Source organism: Occallatibacter savannae (genome assembly GCF_003131205.1).
In the GTDB taxonomy this organism is placed as follows: domain Bacteria; phylum Acidobacteriota; class Terriglobia; order Terriglobales; family Acidobacteriaceae; genus Telmatobacter; species Telmatobacter savannae.
On record NZ_QFFY01000003.1, the window covers coordinates 556492 to 570486 of the forward strand.

Annotated in this window: 11 protein-coding genes; 6 read left to right on the plus strand and 5 right to left on the minus strand. The window is 58.6% G+C overall.

Annotated features, from left to right (window positions below; translation table 11 throughout):
• Nucleotides 1-27: 27 nt before the first annotated feature.
• Nucleotides 28-2493: a serine/threonine-protein kinase gene (locus DHV10_RS14140; RefSeq protein WP_109487003.1), complete on the minus strand. Its 2466-nt coding sequence runs from the start codon at nucleotides 2491-2493 to the stop codon at nucleotides 28-30.
• 242 nt (nucleotides 2494-2735) lie between these two features.
• Between DHV10_RS14140 and DHV10_RS14145 the strand changes: the two genes are divergently transcribed.
• The gene (locus DHV10_RS14145) at nucleotides 2736-4640 is read left to right on the plus strand and encodes a pyrroloquinoline quinone-dependent dehydrogenase (protein WP_109487004.1); all 1905 of its coding nucleotides are present in this window, start codon (nucleotides 2736-2738) and stop codon (nucleotides 4638-4640) included.
• 4 nt (nucleotides 4641-4644) lie between these two features.
• On the opposite strand, the gene DHV10_RS14150 is transcribed toward DHV10_RS14145, so the two are convergent.
• Nucleotides 4645-4905, minus strand: coding sequence for a hypothetical protein (locus tag DHV10_RS14150; protein ID WP_109487005.1), 261 nt, complete (start codon nucleotides 4903-4905; stop codon nucleotides 4645-4647).
• A 23-nt stretch (nucleotides 4906-4928) separates the two neighbouring features.
• Nucleotides 4929-6758 (minus strand): sodium:solute symporter family protein, encoded by a 1830-nt coding sequence (locus tag DHV10_RS14155; protein ID WP_204101417.1) that lies wholly within the window; start codon nucleotides 6756-6758, stop codon nucleotides 4929-4931.
• 369 nt (nucleotides 6759-7127) lie between these two features.
• Here DHV10_RS14155 and DHV10_RS14160 point away from each other — a divergent pair, with 369 nt between their 5' ends.
• The 5 genes from DHV10_RS14160 to mscL all read left to right on the plus strand — a co-directional run bounded on the left by DHV10_RS14160 (nucleotide 7128) and on the right by mscL (nucleotide 10618).
• A complete protein-coding gene (locus tag DHV10_RS14160) occupies nucleotides 7128-7910 on the plus strand; it encodes a hypothetical protein (RefSeq protein ID WP_109487006.1) in 783 nt (260 codons plus the stop codon).
• Between the two features lie 57 nt (nucleotides 7911-7967).
• Nucleotides 7968-8630, plus strand: a complete 663-nt coding sequence (locus DHV10_RS14165) for a DUF3267 domain-containing protein (protein WP_109487007.1) — start codon at nucleotides 7968-7970, stop codon at nucleotides 8628-8630.
• 72 nt (nucleotides 8631-8702) lie between these two features.
• Nucleotides 8703-9752 carry an S-methyl-5-thioribose-1-phosphate isomerase gene (mtnA, locus tag DHV10_RS14170; protein ID WP_109487008.1) on the plus strand — a complete coding sequence of 350 codons (1050 nt, stop codon included), beginning with the start codon at nucleotides 8703-8705 and terminating at the stop codon, nucleotides 9750-9752.
• Between the two features lie 6 nt (nucleotides 9753-9758).
• The gene (locus tag DHV10_RS14175; RefSeq protein WP_109487009.1) at nucleotides 9759-10073 is read left to right on the plus strand and encodes a permease; all 315 of its coding nucleotides are present in this window, start codon (nucleotides 9759-9761) and stop codon (nucleotides 10071-10073) included.
• A gap of 143 nt (nucleotides 10074-10216) precedes the next feature.
• Nucleotides 10217-10618 carry a large conductance mechanosensitive channel protein MscL gene (mscL, locus tag DHV10_RS14180; RefSeq protein ID WP_109487010.1) on the plus strand — a complete coding sequence of 134 codons (402 nt, stop codon included), beginning with the start codon at nucleotides 10217-10219 and terminating at the stop codon, nucleotides 10616-10618.
• 365 nt (nucleotides 10619-10983) lie between these two features.
• Here the strand turns inward: mscL and DHV10_RS14185 are convergent, their stop codons facing one another.
• Both DHV10_RS14185 and DHV10_RS14190 read right to left on the minus strand, forming a co-directional pair.
• A complete protein-coding gene (locus tag DHV10_RS14185) occupies nucleotides 10984-12327 on the minus strand; it encodes an MFS transporter (RefSeq protein WP_109487011.1) in 1344 nt (447 codons plus the stop codon).
• Between the two features lie 756 nt (nucleotides 12328-13083).
• Complete coding sequence (locus DHV10_RS14190; protein WP_109487012.1) at nucleotides 13084-13713, minus strand: NAD(P)-dependent oxidoreductase; 630 nt, start codon at nucleotides 13711-13713, stop codon at nucleotides 13084-13086.
• Nucleotides 13714-13995 lie beyond the last annotated feature (282 nt).

The following is a 13995-nucleotide window of genomic DNA, read 5'->3' on the forward strand; positions in this document are numbered from 1 at the left end:
CAGGGCTTTAGAGCTGCTTTTGCAGGACTATTCTGCATCGCGAGGTAACTGCTCGAGGAGGCGCTTCCAGGTTTTCTGGTTGCGGCGAAAGCCTTTCTTGAGGTCTTCAAGGATGCGATCGAAGTCGGAATTGGTGCGGAGGTTGTTCCACCCAGGATTCTTCGAGAACCAGGGATAGTTCTCGTTCCCGAGATAGATGGCGCGGCGTAGCCAATGGAGGGCTTCGCTCGAATCGCCTTCTACGGCGAAGTACGTCGCAAGACGGTAGGCCATCTCACTGTCAGCCTCGGCGGCGGCGAGAGTTTCGTCTTTCAGCAGCGCAGCCGCGCGATCGCGTTCCCCGGTCTGTACGTAGCACATCGCGAGTGTAGGGACAGCGATGCGAAGCGATGCATCATCCCGGATCACGCCCTCAAGGATGTTGATGGCTTCAGGCAGATTACCGACTCGCATTTGCTGGTAGCCAGATGAGGTGCGTAGCAACGGGTGACGCGGCTCTAGCGCAAGGCCCTTCTCAAGTTCGTCCCCTGCGAGTTCGAGGAGATTCTGATAGTGGTAGACGCGTGCGCGGTGGTTATAGAGAATCGCAGCGTTCGCCGGGTTAAGTTTCAGAGCCCGATTGAACTGCACCAGAGCTTCGTCGTACATGCCGTCGCCGCGGAGGGCGATGCCGGCAACCATGTGAACATTCCAGTCGTTTGCGGCCGTCGAGAGCAGATTGGCAATGCCATGGCGGGCAGACTCCTTCTCGCCGCGCGACAGCAGCATGTAAATGCGATAGAGGTTGGCTTCAGGGGCGGCGGGATCGAGACGGAGTGCCTCGTCGAAGGAACGACGGGCATGCATGACGTGAATCTGGCCGCCGAAGCCGTGGCGAACATACTGGAGTTCAGCGATACCGAGGCCGGTCCAGCCTGAGGGAAACTCCGGATCCTTCTGCGTAACGCTTGTGAATAGGGAGTGAGCCCGGTCGAGGTCGGCTTTGGAGCCGGTGCGGACCATGAACGAGCTGAGTAGCGCTCGCGCCTGGAGGTACTGTTCGCTGACCGGGCCCGGAAGAGAGCCGTCGCGGGCTGGTGTGCGCGGCGCATCCGATTGTTCGGCCGCTCCCAGGCCGTGAAGCGCAGCAAAGACCTCGTTGGAGATCTCGCTCTGTACAGCGATGAGATCAAGTGAAGCGACGCTGATGGATCCGCCCGAGCGAACACTTTGAGAACTGACATCAAGTAGCTGCCAGTTGAGATCGAAGCCGGATTCGGAGCGAAGGAAATTGCCCGCAAGAACATACGAGACGAGGAGGCGCTGACCGATCGAGAGAGGATCCATTTGTGCGATCGGGAGCGACATGAGCGTGCTCGAGGGACGAACGACCAGCGCGGGAATCCGCGCGAGGCGCGCAGCGATGGCGTCGGCCAATGCATAGCCATAAAGCGGAGCGACATCTTTGGGTCCGAGATTGGCGAACGGAAGAACAACGATGGAATTTTGTGTTGCGCGATCACCGTTCGACTCACGAAAGCGCTCGGCGAGCATCGATAGGAATCCGGTCGCGCGCTTCTCTGCTTCCGCTTCGGTAGTAGGGAGGTTCGCAGCAGCGTCGCCGGGGATAATACCCGTCTCGATCTGCAGCGCCTTCATGATGGTCTTGAGCGCTTCGCGTACCTCCGCGGCGGAAGCGTAGCGGCTCGCGGGATTCTTTTCAAGGCAGGTTGCGATGACGCTCTTCAGTTCGGTGGAGATCTCGGGGACGATTTCGGTCAGGTCCACCGGATCGGAGAATTGAATGGACCGGATTGCGGCGAAATCTTCCGCGTCGGGCCGTGAAAAGGGATGTCGACCGCTGACGAGTTCATAGAGAATGACGCCGAGCGCCCAGATATCGGATTGCACGCTGGACTGTCCGGTGACGAACTGCTCAGGAGCCATGTATCGGATCGTCCCTCCGCGAGCGGTATAGGTGGCGGCAACCGATGCGTCTTTGGCCATGGCGGGCTTAGACGGATCGAAGCTGGCGTCTTCAGGGCGAAGGCGTCTGGCGAGGCCGAAGTCGAGAATCTTGACCAGGCCTCCGTCCGTCAGCATGACGTTCTGCGGCTTGAGGTCACGATGAAAGATGCCAAGCCCGTGAGCGGCCTGCAGTCCGTCTGCAATCTGGATTCCAACCGAGAGAACGAGTTGCGGAGTCGCAGGACCGCGGGCGATGAGTTGGTCGAGCGACTGCCCTGGGACGTATTGCATGACGATGTAGCCCTCGTCGTCTGCCTCGCCCACCTCATAGATGGCGCAAACATTCGGGTGCTCGATCGCGGAGGCCAGACGAGCTTCCCGAAGCACAGTCGTGCGTAGTTGCTGCGCTGAGAGGAGACCTGTGCGAAGGATCTTAAGAACCACCGGGCGCTGAAGCAGGGTGTCGTTAGCGAGGTAGACAACACCGCTGCCGCCCGCGCCGAGTCGGCGGATGATCTCGTAATGCTCGATGTTCTTGCGCTTCATCGTTAATACAAGTGTAGAAGCGCGGGCATAAGGAGCACGTTATGAGAAGTAGGCTGCAAACGAATGAAGCGAGACGGCACTGTTGAGATTAGGTTTAGCGAGTCGCGACCGTGGCTGGTTTGCTCTAGAGTGATCGATCTCGGGACAGCCATTCACAAACTTGAAACGTTCTTTGCCTTGTTTATGGCTAACTGTCACGTTGCGATGGGCTGCAGCAGGATCTGGAGTGTATGGTGGCGTAGATGAAAAAACCGGCTTCCCAAGTACTTCTCTGCCCTTTCTTTCTTGCCTTCTGCTTCACACTCGCTTGCGGCTCTGCTCAGTCACAGCGCGAGTCAGAGTGGCCCGCATACGGAAACGATGCCGGAGGCATGCGCTATTCTCCGGACGCGCATATCACAGCAGGCAATGTCAGCGCACTCAAGGTCGCGTGGACCTATCGCACCGGTGCGAATGACACGCGAACGGAGCTCAAGCGCAAAGCAGCATTCGAGGCGACGCCGGTTCTGGTGGACGGTAAGTTGTTTCTCAGTACTCCATACGATCACGTAATCGCACTTGATCCGGGGAGCGGGACAAAGCTCTGGGAGTACGACCCGGGCGTAAACCTAGATCGAAACTATTCCGAGGTGACGTCGCGCGGGGTCTCTGCATGGCATGACGGAAGCAAGAAGGCCGGCGAGCAATGCAGGCTCCGCATTTTTATTGGAACGATCGATGCACGGCTGATTGCGCTGGATGGCGAGACCGGTAAGGTGTGCGTGGACTTCGGCGCCAGTGGAATCGTTGACCTGAATAAAGATGCGGCCACGCAGATCGAGTGGACGGGAGGCTACCAGGTGACGTCGCCGCCGGCGATCGCTGGCGGACTGGTGATCGTAGGATCTTCGATCGCGGATAACTGGCGCGTGGATACAGGACGCGGCATTGTGCGTGCCTTCGATGCGCATACAGGCAAGCTGAAGTGGACGTGGAATCCGATACCGTGGGCCGAGAAGACGACGCCAAGAACGGGCGCAGGTAACGCGTGGTCCTTGATGTCTGTGGACACGAAGCACGATCTGGTGCTGATTCCAACGGGAAGCGCGGCCCCAGACTACTTTGGCGGGATTCGCAAAGGCGATGGTAAGTGGGCGAACTCCGTGGTTGCGCTGCGCGCATCGACAGGCAAGTTCATCTGGGGATTTCAGGTGGTGCACCACGACCTGTGGGACTACGATGTGGCGGCGCAACCGACGCTTATCGACTGGAAAGATGGCACTCCTGCAGTCGTGATCAACACGAAGATGGGGCACGTATTCGTGCTGAACCGGCTGACGGGAAAGCCGCTGCTGCCGGTTGAAGAACGGAAGGTTCCGCAATCGGACATTGAGGGCGAGGAGAGTTCGCCGACACAGCCGTTCTCGACGATTTCGCTGGTGCCGGAGAAGTTCACTGCAGCAAACGCGTGGGGACCGAAGCCGGAGGACGTGAAATGGTGCCAGGACAAACTCGGGGGCTTGCGGAATGAAGGCGTGTTTACGCCGCCGAGTCTGAAAGGCACGGTGCAGACGCCGAGCAATGTTGGAGGCGTGAACTGGGGCGGCGCGGCTTACGATCCGCAACACCACTTGATGATCGCGAATACAAACCGACTGGTGGCGTGGATGAAGCTGATTCCGCGTGCATACTATGATGCCGAGAAACAGAAGGATCAGGACAACCGCATTCATGGCGAGTTCGGCGATCAAGCTCCTTCGCCTTATGGAATGTACCGCTCGTTTCTCTTCTCGCCGAGCGGCGCGCCCTGCAACCGGCCGCCGTGGGGAACGACGGAGGCTGTGGATCTATTTACCGGCAAGATCGCGTGGGATGTTCCGCTCGGAACACTGGTGCCCGGGAAACAAACGGGATCGATCAACCTGGGAGGGCCGATCGTGACAGCAGGCGGACTGGTTTTTACTTCGGGGACGATTGATCCGCACCTCCACGCATTCGACTCGCAAACCGGAAAAGAACTGTGGAGCTACGATCTGCCTGCTGCGGCCAATGCCACCCCAATGACCTATACCTGGAAGGGTAAGCAGTACCTGGTGATCTGCGCAGGAGGACACGGCAAGCTGGACTCCAAGCAGGGCGATTACGTACTGGCATTTGCCTTGCCTTAAATTCTCAGTGGCCGTGGCCGCGGCGGCGTTCAGTGCCGTCGCTCTCTGGCGGCGGCTCCTCTTCTAGCTTGTGCTGACGGCGCTCGCCCAGGAAAAACATGATCAACCCAAAGATGAGAAGGACGATTCCCCACCACAAGTTGGCATTGATGCCGAGGCTCTTTGCGTAGATCGCATCGCCGTTCGTTTTGAGACCCCATGCGACCAGGATCGCGCCGGTAATCGAGAACATCAGCCCCATGGGAGTGCGGAGGTCGAGTTGCATCGTGAGTCCTTTCTCTCAGGGTCTTATGCGAAGAAGATGTTCAGTGCGACGGCGCCAAGGAGAACAGCAATGCCGAGAGCCTCGGGGCGCTTCCACCAGGTGAGGTGCGATGTCTCAGGCTTCGGGGTGAGGGAGCGAACGAGGCCGACGAGCTCGGACTCAGGCTTTGGTTTGGTGAACAAGCTGATGATGATGGTGATGATGAAGTTCGAGGAGAAGGCCCAGATGGCGCCGTAGAAGTTCTGTGCCATGTCGCTCGGGTAGCGGTGAAGAACGGCAAGCCAGCCTCCATGGATCCCGGGTACCGCTTCCATGGGAAGCGTGAGGCCATGATGAAGCATTGCCGCAACCGTTCCGGTGATGAGTCCTGTGAAGGCGGCATGGCCCGTGGTGCGCTTCCAGAACATGCCCAGCAGGAACGTGGCGAAGAGCGGCGCGTTCACGAAGCTGAAGACAAGCTGCAACGTGTCCATGATGTTGTTGAAGCTGATGGCGGCGTAGGCGGTGCAGATGGAGAGTAGAATGCCGCCGACCGTTGCCCATCTGCCGACTGCGAGGTAATGGCGATCGGGCGCGCCCTTGTGGATGTAGGACTGATAGAGGTCGTAGGTGAAGACGGTGTTGAATGCAGTGACGTTGCCGGCCATGCCGCTCATAAAGCTGGCGAGGAGCGCGGTGAGTCCGAGACCGAGAATGCCGGTCGGGAAGTAGTGGAGAAGCATGTTCGGTGTGGCCATGTCGTAGTCGAGCAGCGGCTTTCCGCTCGCGTCGAGCATGGCTTTACCGGTGACTGGGTTGATCTTGGCAGGGACGATTCCACGGCCCTCAGCGGCGATCTCGGGCACGACGTTGGTCTCGTGAATGATGGCGCCGTTCTGCTGCGTGACGGTGGTGGTGGTGCGTGGAGTGGGGAGCGCGATGGCAATCAGGCCAGGCAGAATTACCAGGAACGGGAAGATCATCTTAGGCACGGCGGCGATCAGGGGAACGCGGCGGGCCGAGTCCATGTTGTGGGAGGCCATTGCGGTCTGGATGACGAGGAAGTCGGTGCACCAGTAGCCGGAGCCGAGGACGAAGCCGAGACCCATGCCGATGCCGATGATCTCGATGCCCATGGGGTTGGTGCTGGGATGGAGGACGCCTCTCCACTCATGCATCATGCGGGGATCGACGGCGGAGACTGCGGCGCTGAGGCCATGCCAGCCTCCCAGGTTTTTGAGTCCGAGAAGGACAAGGGGCAGGAAGCCGGCGATGATGAGGAAGAACTGGAGAACTTCGTTGTAGATCGCGCTGGTGAGGCCGCCGAGGAAGATGTAGAGCAGAACGATGATGGCGGAGAGAATGATGGAGAAGGTGAAGATGCCTTCGGGCGCCCAGCCGAGCGCGCGGAAGAGGCCGTCGAAGACGTGAAGCGCCTGGATGAGGCGGGCCATCGCATACATCGAGATGCCGGAGCTGAACACGGTCATCACGGCAAATGAACAGGCGTTGAGGGCGCGCGTCTTTTCGTCGAAGCGGAGACGGAGGAACTCGGGGACCGAACGCGCTTTGGAGCCGTAGTAGAAGGGCATCATGAAGATGCCGACGAACACCATGGCGGGAATCGCACCGATGCCGTAGAAGTGGCAGGTTTCCAGGCCGTACTTAGCGCCGGAAGCGCCCATGCCGATGACTTCCTGCGCGCCGAGGTTGGCGCTGATGAAGGCAAGTCCGCAGATCCACGCGGGAAGGGCACGGCCGGCCTGGAAGAAGTCTTTGCTGGTTTTCATGTAGCGCTTGAGGGCAAAGCCGATGCCCAGCACGAACACGAAGTACAGCAGCATGATCAGCCAATCGACGAAGGTGAGTTGCAAGACAGCTCCTTACTTTGACGACACACCACGCGTGAGTCGCGAATGCGTTGGAATGCAGCGGCTGACGGATGGGGCTCCGGTGGTACGCAGACCAATGTACGCAGGCAGAGTGGCTGCAGTCCAGCCCAAAATGCAAACGTTTTCAGAGTCGGGCCGCCGGCGTGCGCCGCCTCGAGCGGGGAGACTCTTGGAAGGCTTTGCGATTGGGCTATAACGGATCGTTCAGAGTTTTGAATTCGTAAATGATTGACGGAAATTCACCAAGAGCAAGCTGGTCATTTGGCCTGCCATGTGTGGAAAATGTGCTGTGCCTCGATCAGGCCTTGGAAATCGGATCGACGCAACTGATAACGGCAGGAGTCGCTCGATATGACGCTGCAGCTTCTCGATCAAACCCGCAGATGGCTTAATCTCCTTCTGGCCGTTGCTCAGATTGCGGTGACTGTATTCTGCTTTTCGTTCGGCACGTCTTTCGACGATGCCGCGGGCTCGCCTTCAGCCGATCCGCCAATTGTTCCCGCCGGCTACGCGTTCATCATCTGGTCGGTCATCTACGCCGGATGCCTTGCGTACGGGATCTACCAGTTTTCAGGATCGCGCCTGGATGATCCACTGCTTCGCCGCATTGGATTCTTTACCGCTTCGGGCTTCCTAGGATGCTGCATTTGGCTTTTGTGCGTGCGTTTCGGACAGCTGCAATGGACCGTGCCCTGCATTCTCTGGATGGCAATCTCGCTGTTTGGAGCGTTCGCTGCTCTCTGGCGCGTGGAGAGTCCTTCGTGGCTGCTGCGGCTCTGTGTGATCTCGCCGCTGAGTATCTACTCCGGCTGGCTGAGCGTGGCGATCTTCGCAAACACGGCTTCCGTTGCGAAGTCGTTCGGCTGGCGGCCTGCGGTGCTGGGCGAGAGCGCGGGATCCGTCGCACTTCTGGTTGCTGCGGCGGCGTTAGCCACCTTCCTACTCTGGCAATCACATTGGAACCTATGGTACGGAGGAACGATCCTGTGGGCACTCGTCGGCATCGGAGTGCGGAATCAATTCGATTTGCGTAACGCTCAGGTGGCAACAACGGCATGGTTACTGCTGGCCTCATTCGGGCTGTTTGCGCTTTCCAATCCCCTACTGACAACGTTGCGAACTCTTCGCCGATGATGAAGCTGCGCATCATGCATTCCATCCAGTTTTGCCTGAGTTGAGACAGTACTGGCAATGAAATCCGGATTGCAAGTGAAAGACAGGACTGTCGCGGGCGCCAAACCGGGCACCGCCGCATTGCACGATCCGGCACGCTTCGAGGTGATCGCGGATGTTGCCCATGGCGATGTGATTTCGTTCGTGCAGCCCTTCATTTTTCAGCTTTCAAGAATCCCTGTTCTCTACTGGCTGCTGAACACTGCTTTGCTTGGCTTCCTCGTCTGGGAGTGGCGAAGGACCAGTGTGCCTGTGCTGGAGGCGTTCTCGACGGTATGTCTTGGCATGGTGCTCGGTTTCGTGGTCTTGCTGCCGATCCATGAGCACATACACGGACTCGCTTACCGATTGTGCGGAGCCAATGTGGTTCGAGTGAAATACAACCTGAGGCGAATAACTGCCCTGTGCGAGGCGCCTGGAGCGGTAGTCAGCGGAGGGCATTTTGTCTTCGTGTGTCTGGCTCCGCTCTTTGTACTCAACCCGCTGCTGGCTCTTCCCTTGTTGTTCCTCGTCAAGTGGAAGGCAATTGCCCTTGTTGGCGGAGCATTGCTGCTGCACACAGGTGCATGCAGCGGAGACATCGGGCTGGTGAACTTCGTTTGGCAGCACCGCGGTCAGCGCCTGTTCACCTACGACGATGGAGAACTTCAGAGGGCCTTCTTCTTCAAAGAACGTCCCTGAATTGTTGAGCCTGCACTGATTTCTGAAGGTGGTAAAAGACGCGGACCTTGGTCGCATTTACACTAGAAGAGCATGATTCCTACGCTTGCCTGGACCCCTGAAGGCGTCCGTTTCATCGATCAGACGAAGCTTCCTCTCGAGGAGAGCTATGTGCTCGCCACCGATTTTGAACAGGTGGCGGATGTGATTGTGACCATGGTAGTGCGCGGCGCTCCGGCGATCGGAGTAAGTGCCGCTTACGGCGTGGCGCTCGGTGCAATTCGCAGTTCGGCAAAGACCGTTGATGAGTTTGCGCCGGAGTTTGAGAAGATCTGCGCTCGCCTGGCGGGAACGCGACCGACTGCGGTGAACCTGTTCTGGGCGATCGACCGGATGAAGAAAGTATTCGCCGGGTTGCGGGCCAGCGGCGCGACGATGAAGCAGGTACAGGAGAAACTCCTGGCTGAGGCACACGCGATGTATGACGAAGACATCGCGGCGTGCAAGGCGATGGGTGCACACGGCGGAGCGCTGCTGCCCGATGAGGGGGGAGTGCTGACGCACTGCAATGCCGGCGCTCTGGCCACTTGCGGCTACGGAACTGCACTGGGCGTGATTCGCTCCGCAGTGGAGATGGGCAAGAAGATCAGTGTGTACGCGGATGAGACACGGCCTTTTCTCCAAGGCGCGCGGCTTACGGCGTGGGAGTTGATGGAAGACGGCATTCCGACGACAGTGATCTGCGACAACATGGCTGCAAGCCTGATGCGCGCGGGCAAAATCAAGGCCGTTGTTGTAGGTGCGGATCGCATCGCTGCCAATGGCGATTTCGCAAACAAAATTGGGACGTACAACGTAGCGATCCTGGCGAAGGAGCATGGGATTCCGTTCTACTGTGCTGCGCCGTGGTCGACAATCGACATGGAGACTCCGACGGGCGATGCGATTCCGATTGAGGAGCGCTCGGCGAAGGAAGTGACTCACCACGGTGGCAAGCAGTTGACGCCGCATAACGTGGGGATCTGCAATCCGGCGTTTGATGTCACTCCGGCGAAGTACACGACGGCGATCATCACCGAGCGCGGCGTGTTGCGAGCTCCCTTCACCGAGTCGCTGAAAGAGATGGAACTCGTTGCAGGGTAGGTCAAGTTGTCTACAGTTGTAGAGGTCGTGATTCCTCATTCCCCGATTTTCCGGTTGCGCGAGAAGTCGCTTGTGCGCGGAATTGCGCTTTCGCTGGCGGCGTTTATCGCGAGCCTGCTGCTGGCGGGGTTTCCGCATATCGAGAATCTGCACGGGTCCTCGTGGCAGGTGCTGGCACTGCTTGCAGGCGCTTGGGGAATGGCGGAGACGGGACGCTGTATGAGAAAGAAGTGGAGCATGTATTCGGCCGGCGTGCTGATCCTGCTCTACTCGGACCTCGTGATCCTGATGCTGATCGTGTTCCTCGTCGCTTACCGGTGAGATGAAATTCTCGTCATTGCGAGAATTCCCTGTTCCAAATTCCTTTTGTTTGTGTAGGATGGGCCAAAGCGCCGCCCAGGCTGATTGCTCGCATTCGTCTCCTGACGGGCAATGGCGGAAGTGCAACAGCAACAGGAGGAAACATGCTTAAGGGATTTCGCGATTTCGTTCTTCGTGGGAACGTGATTGATCTGGCTATAGCGGTCATCATTGGCGCGGCTTTTACCGCGGTGATCAATTCGCTGGTTGGCGATGTTCTGAACCCGCTGATCGCAGCGGTGGTGGGCAAGCCCGATTTCAGCGCCATTGTTGTACACGTTGGAACAGGCGTGATCAAGATTGGAAACTTCTTCAATGCTGTGATCTCTTTTCTGATCGTGGCGTTTGTTGTGTATTTCTTCCTGGTGGTGCCGACGTCGAAGCTGATGGCACGGTTCAAGCCGCCGGTGGTGGAGCCGCCCTCGACGAAGAAGTGCCCGCAGTGCAAGAGCGATATTCCGATCGACGCGACGCGGTGCGCGCATTGCACGCAGCCTGTGGTGTAAGACCAGTGATCAGTCATCAGTGATCAGTTTCCTCGCGGGCTGAAGCCCGCGAGGACCTTCATAAAGATTCTCGTCCGGCACGACTGAACAGGTTGCTGAAAAATGCGCCAATCTTGCCAGGACTCATCGAAACCGTCCCGCAGCGGCTAAAGCCGCGCTCTCTTTGCACCTTTATCGGCACAGATGGATCTGTGCCCTTTCAAAACCCAGCCGTCTCGGACTTTTGCAGCAAGCTGTGAAGTCGTGCCCTGACGCTTCTTGCTTCGGTACTGTTCGTAGCTAAACGCGCTCGTGAGCGCATCATGGCGTCGGGTTGTTACTTACTACTTAACTACTTACGATTCACTCTCTTCCTGTTCTCTCGTTCAGTCGAAGTTGCGGAGCGGTTCGGAGAAGGCGTAGAAGGCGACGAAAGAGAGCAGCGAGACTCCGGCCATTGCGGCCAAAGCGTGGCCGGTTGGAATGTGGCGAGAGAGTTCGCCGGCGAGGAGGCTGCCGATGGGCGGCAGGCCCAGGAAGCTGGTGGCGTAGATACTCATGATGCGGCCGCGCATCTCGTCCGATGACAAGTGCTGGATCGAGACGTTGAAGCAGGAGATCATGAGGATTCCGGAGAAGCCTTCACAGAAGGCCAATCCAGCAGACAGAGCGAAGCTGTGCGAATAGCTGAAGCCGATGATTGCAGCGAAGAACGCTACGCCAAAGGCGGTGAGGATTCGTCCGCGATGGCGAATGTTGCCGGTGATTGCAACGGTGAGAGCGCCGAGAACAGAGCCGAATCCTGAGCAGGCCATCAGCCAGCCCAGGCCCGCTTCGCTCAGCCCGAGCTGCACCTTGGCGAAGTAAGGGATGAACGTGATGAACGGAAAGCCAAAGAAGCTGGCGAAGGCCGTCATCCAGATGAGGACATACATTTCGCGATGGCTGCGCAGGTAGGCGAAGCCGCTGCGCAGGCTTTCGATGAGGCTCTGATGGCGGTTGAGGTTTTCTTCCGGGTACTCGATGCGGAGGAGAGCCCAGATGACGGCGAGAAAGCTGAGTCCGTTGAGAAAGAAGTTGCCGGCCATGCCGAAGATGGCCATGGCGTACCCACCCAGGGTAGGGCCCAGGATGCGCGAAGTGTTGAACTGCGCGGAGTTGAGGGCGATGGCGTTGGTGAGGTCTTCACGCTTGACGAGCTTGGGTACGAGCGCCTGGTAGCTGGGCGCGTTCATGGCCATGGCGACGCCACCGCCGAAGGCGAGGAGCGCGACTCCCCAAACAGCGATGTGGTGGAAGAAGGTGAAGCCCGCGAGGATGAAGGCGAGCAGCATCATCGCGGTCTGCGTGACGAGGAGCAGGCGGCGCTTGTTGACGCGGTCGGCGATGACTCCGCCGTAGAGCGTGACGACGAGGAACGGGATCTGTCCGGCGAAGCCGACGACGCCGAGCCAGAAGGCGGAGTTGGTGAGCGTGAGGACAAGCCAGCCCTGAGCGACGTTCTGCATCCAGGTGCCGACGTTGGAGGTGAAGTTTCCGGCCCAGAAGAGACGGAAGTTTGGGTTGCGCAGGGAGCGAATGACCTGCGGCAGGTCGGCCGGCTCCGGTTCAGGAGGAGCCTGCGCGAGGCTTGAGGCTTCGTCGCATGCGGCGGCGAGGTTCTCCTCGTTGAGTTTGGGACGGGTAGGCAGGGGGAGTGCTCCGATGGCTAGTGTAGCTGGTATGGTCAGCTTTCAGCTCTCAGCTGTCAGCGATCTGGCCGGTGCGCACCACATGGGCCCCCCGCCCCCCTCCCCTACTGTTTGTGAACAAGTCTCCTCGTTTCATCAGCTTACGGCACGGAGGGGTTGCCTAACTATGTCATTCCATTGCACTTACTCACAAGCTGATTGATAACAAAGAAGTTAGAAGGCAGGGGACAAGGCAACGGACAGGTAAGCGTGGGCGTCCCATTCGCTGATCTTTGGCTTTGAGTGCTGAACGTCTTCTCTGCAGTCATAGCTCTAGTATGACGAAATCGTCGAATCAGACTGCAAACGGACGAGGAGTCTTTTTCTGTTTAGAATGAGGGGCTTAGGCGAGCGTTGGCTTGGGGGCCTCTTGACGACTGTGTGAGGTGCACCCCTCAAGTGAGACAGCCGGTTTCTCCGCGGCTGAAGCCGCTGTGTGTCTTCCGAGCAGCATTCGGCAGCATGAAGGCTGCCGCTCCCTCCGGTTTGCGTGAGCATATCGGGTTTGCTCGGAGTGTGGTTGAGTCGAAGGGCCTGGAAGAAGCACAGGGGCTGAAGCCCGGGCTTTCATATTGCAGCGCTGATGGCACGGCTGAAAGCCGTGCCCTGACGCTTCCTGCTAGACGAGCGTTTAGAGACGGTGTGTTTTCTGGAAATCGGGATCTGTCGTTTCCCACCTTTGCTGCGCAAGGATGGGGCACCGGCCTTTCTCGAAACCATGCTGGACGGAGGTTTCTCAGAAAGCTTTGAAGCCGTTCAATAGGTGAGCAATACGGTGCGGCGGGATAGGTCGCTTTTGTTCAGCAGGCCGACGGTGAAGGCGGCGGTGTCGGCGCGGGAGATTTTGGCGGCAGTAACTCCGTTGAGGTCAGAGAGGACGCGATAGGAGCCGGAGCCTCGCGGTGCTCCGTTGGTGAGCTTGGCGGGACGCACGATGGTCCAGTCGAGACCGCTGTCTCGTACGACCTGCTCCTGGCGGGTTTTGTCCTTATAGACATCGTTGAGCAGGAACGGCTGGATGAGGTTGTCGTAGAGGAAGCCGCCATGTCCCTGGCTGTCGCCAGCACCGATTCCGGTGATGCAGATGAAGCGATCCACATTCGCGTCGCGCATGGCACGGGCGAGATTCCGTGTTCCCTCAGAGAGGATGGTCATGCGCTTGAAGGTGATCTTCGATCCGAGAGAGGAGATGACTGCGTCCTGCCCGGCGACGGCTTGTGCGAGGGTTTCCGGCTGGAGTACGTCGCCCCGGACGGTGCGCACACCTTGCGAAAACTGGGCCTGCGAGGAGCGGATCATGGCGGTGACGGCGTGGCCGGCCTTTTGCGCTTCTTTCACGATTGCGAGGCCGAGGGGGCCTGTGGCTCCGACGACGAGTACGTTCATGGATTGATCCTCTTCGAGGAGTTGGTGAGTCGATCATATCCGGCGCGGGTGAAGGCGTGGCGATCAAGAGTCAGCCGCAGAGGCTGAAGCACGGTGGATATCATCGCAGCTGTTCGGCACGACTGAAGTGCCCTGATACAAATTCAGCGCAGTTGGGTGTTTCTGCAGGCACCGAATTCATGCTTTGCAAGATGCGAAAAGCAGATCCTTCGCTTACCACCCCCACGCTGAAGAATACGCGTGGGGCCCCGTGCGCTCAGGATGACAGTACGTTCATGGGTC

Excerpts from the sequence above, each read along its gene's own strand:
- DHV10_RS14145 (WP_109487004.1), top strand. The coding sequence starts at position 2,736 with ATGAAAAAACCGGCTTCCCAAGTACTTCTCTGCCCTTTCTTTCTTGCC.
- mscL (WP_109487010.1), top strand. The coding sequence starts at position 10,217 with ATGCTTAAGGGATTTCGCGATTTCGTTCTTCGTGGGAACGTGATTGAT.
- mtnA (WP_109487008.1), top strand. The coding sequence starts at position 8,703 with ATGATTCCTACGCTTGCCTGGACCCCTGAAGGCGTCCGTTTCATCGAT.
- DHV10_RS14150 (WP_109487005.1), bottom strand. The coding sequence starts at position 4,905 with ATGCAACTCGACCTCCGCACTCCCATGGGGCTGATGTTCTCGATTACC.
- DHV10_RS14160 (WP_109487006.1), top strand. The coding sequence starts at position 7,128 with ATGACGCTGCAGCTTCTCGATCAAACCCGCAGATGGCTTAATCTCCTT.
- DHV10_RS14140 (WP_109487003.1), bottom strand. The coding sequence starts at position 2,493 with ATGAAGCGCAAGAACATCGAGCATTACGAGATCATCCGCCGACTCGGC.
- DHV10_RS14190 (WP_109487012.1), bottom strand. The coding sequence starts at position 13,713 with ATGAACGTACTCGTCGTCGGAGCCACAGGCCCCCTCGGCCTCGCAATC.
- DHV10_RS14165 (WP_109487007.1), top strand. The coding sequence starts at position 7,968 with ATGAAATCCGGATTGCAAGTGAAAGACAGGACTGTCGCGGGCGCCAAA.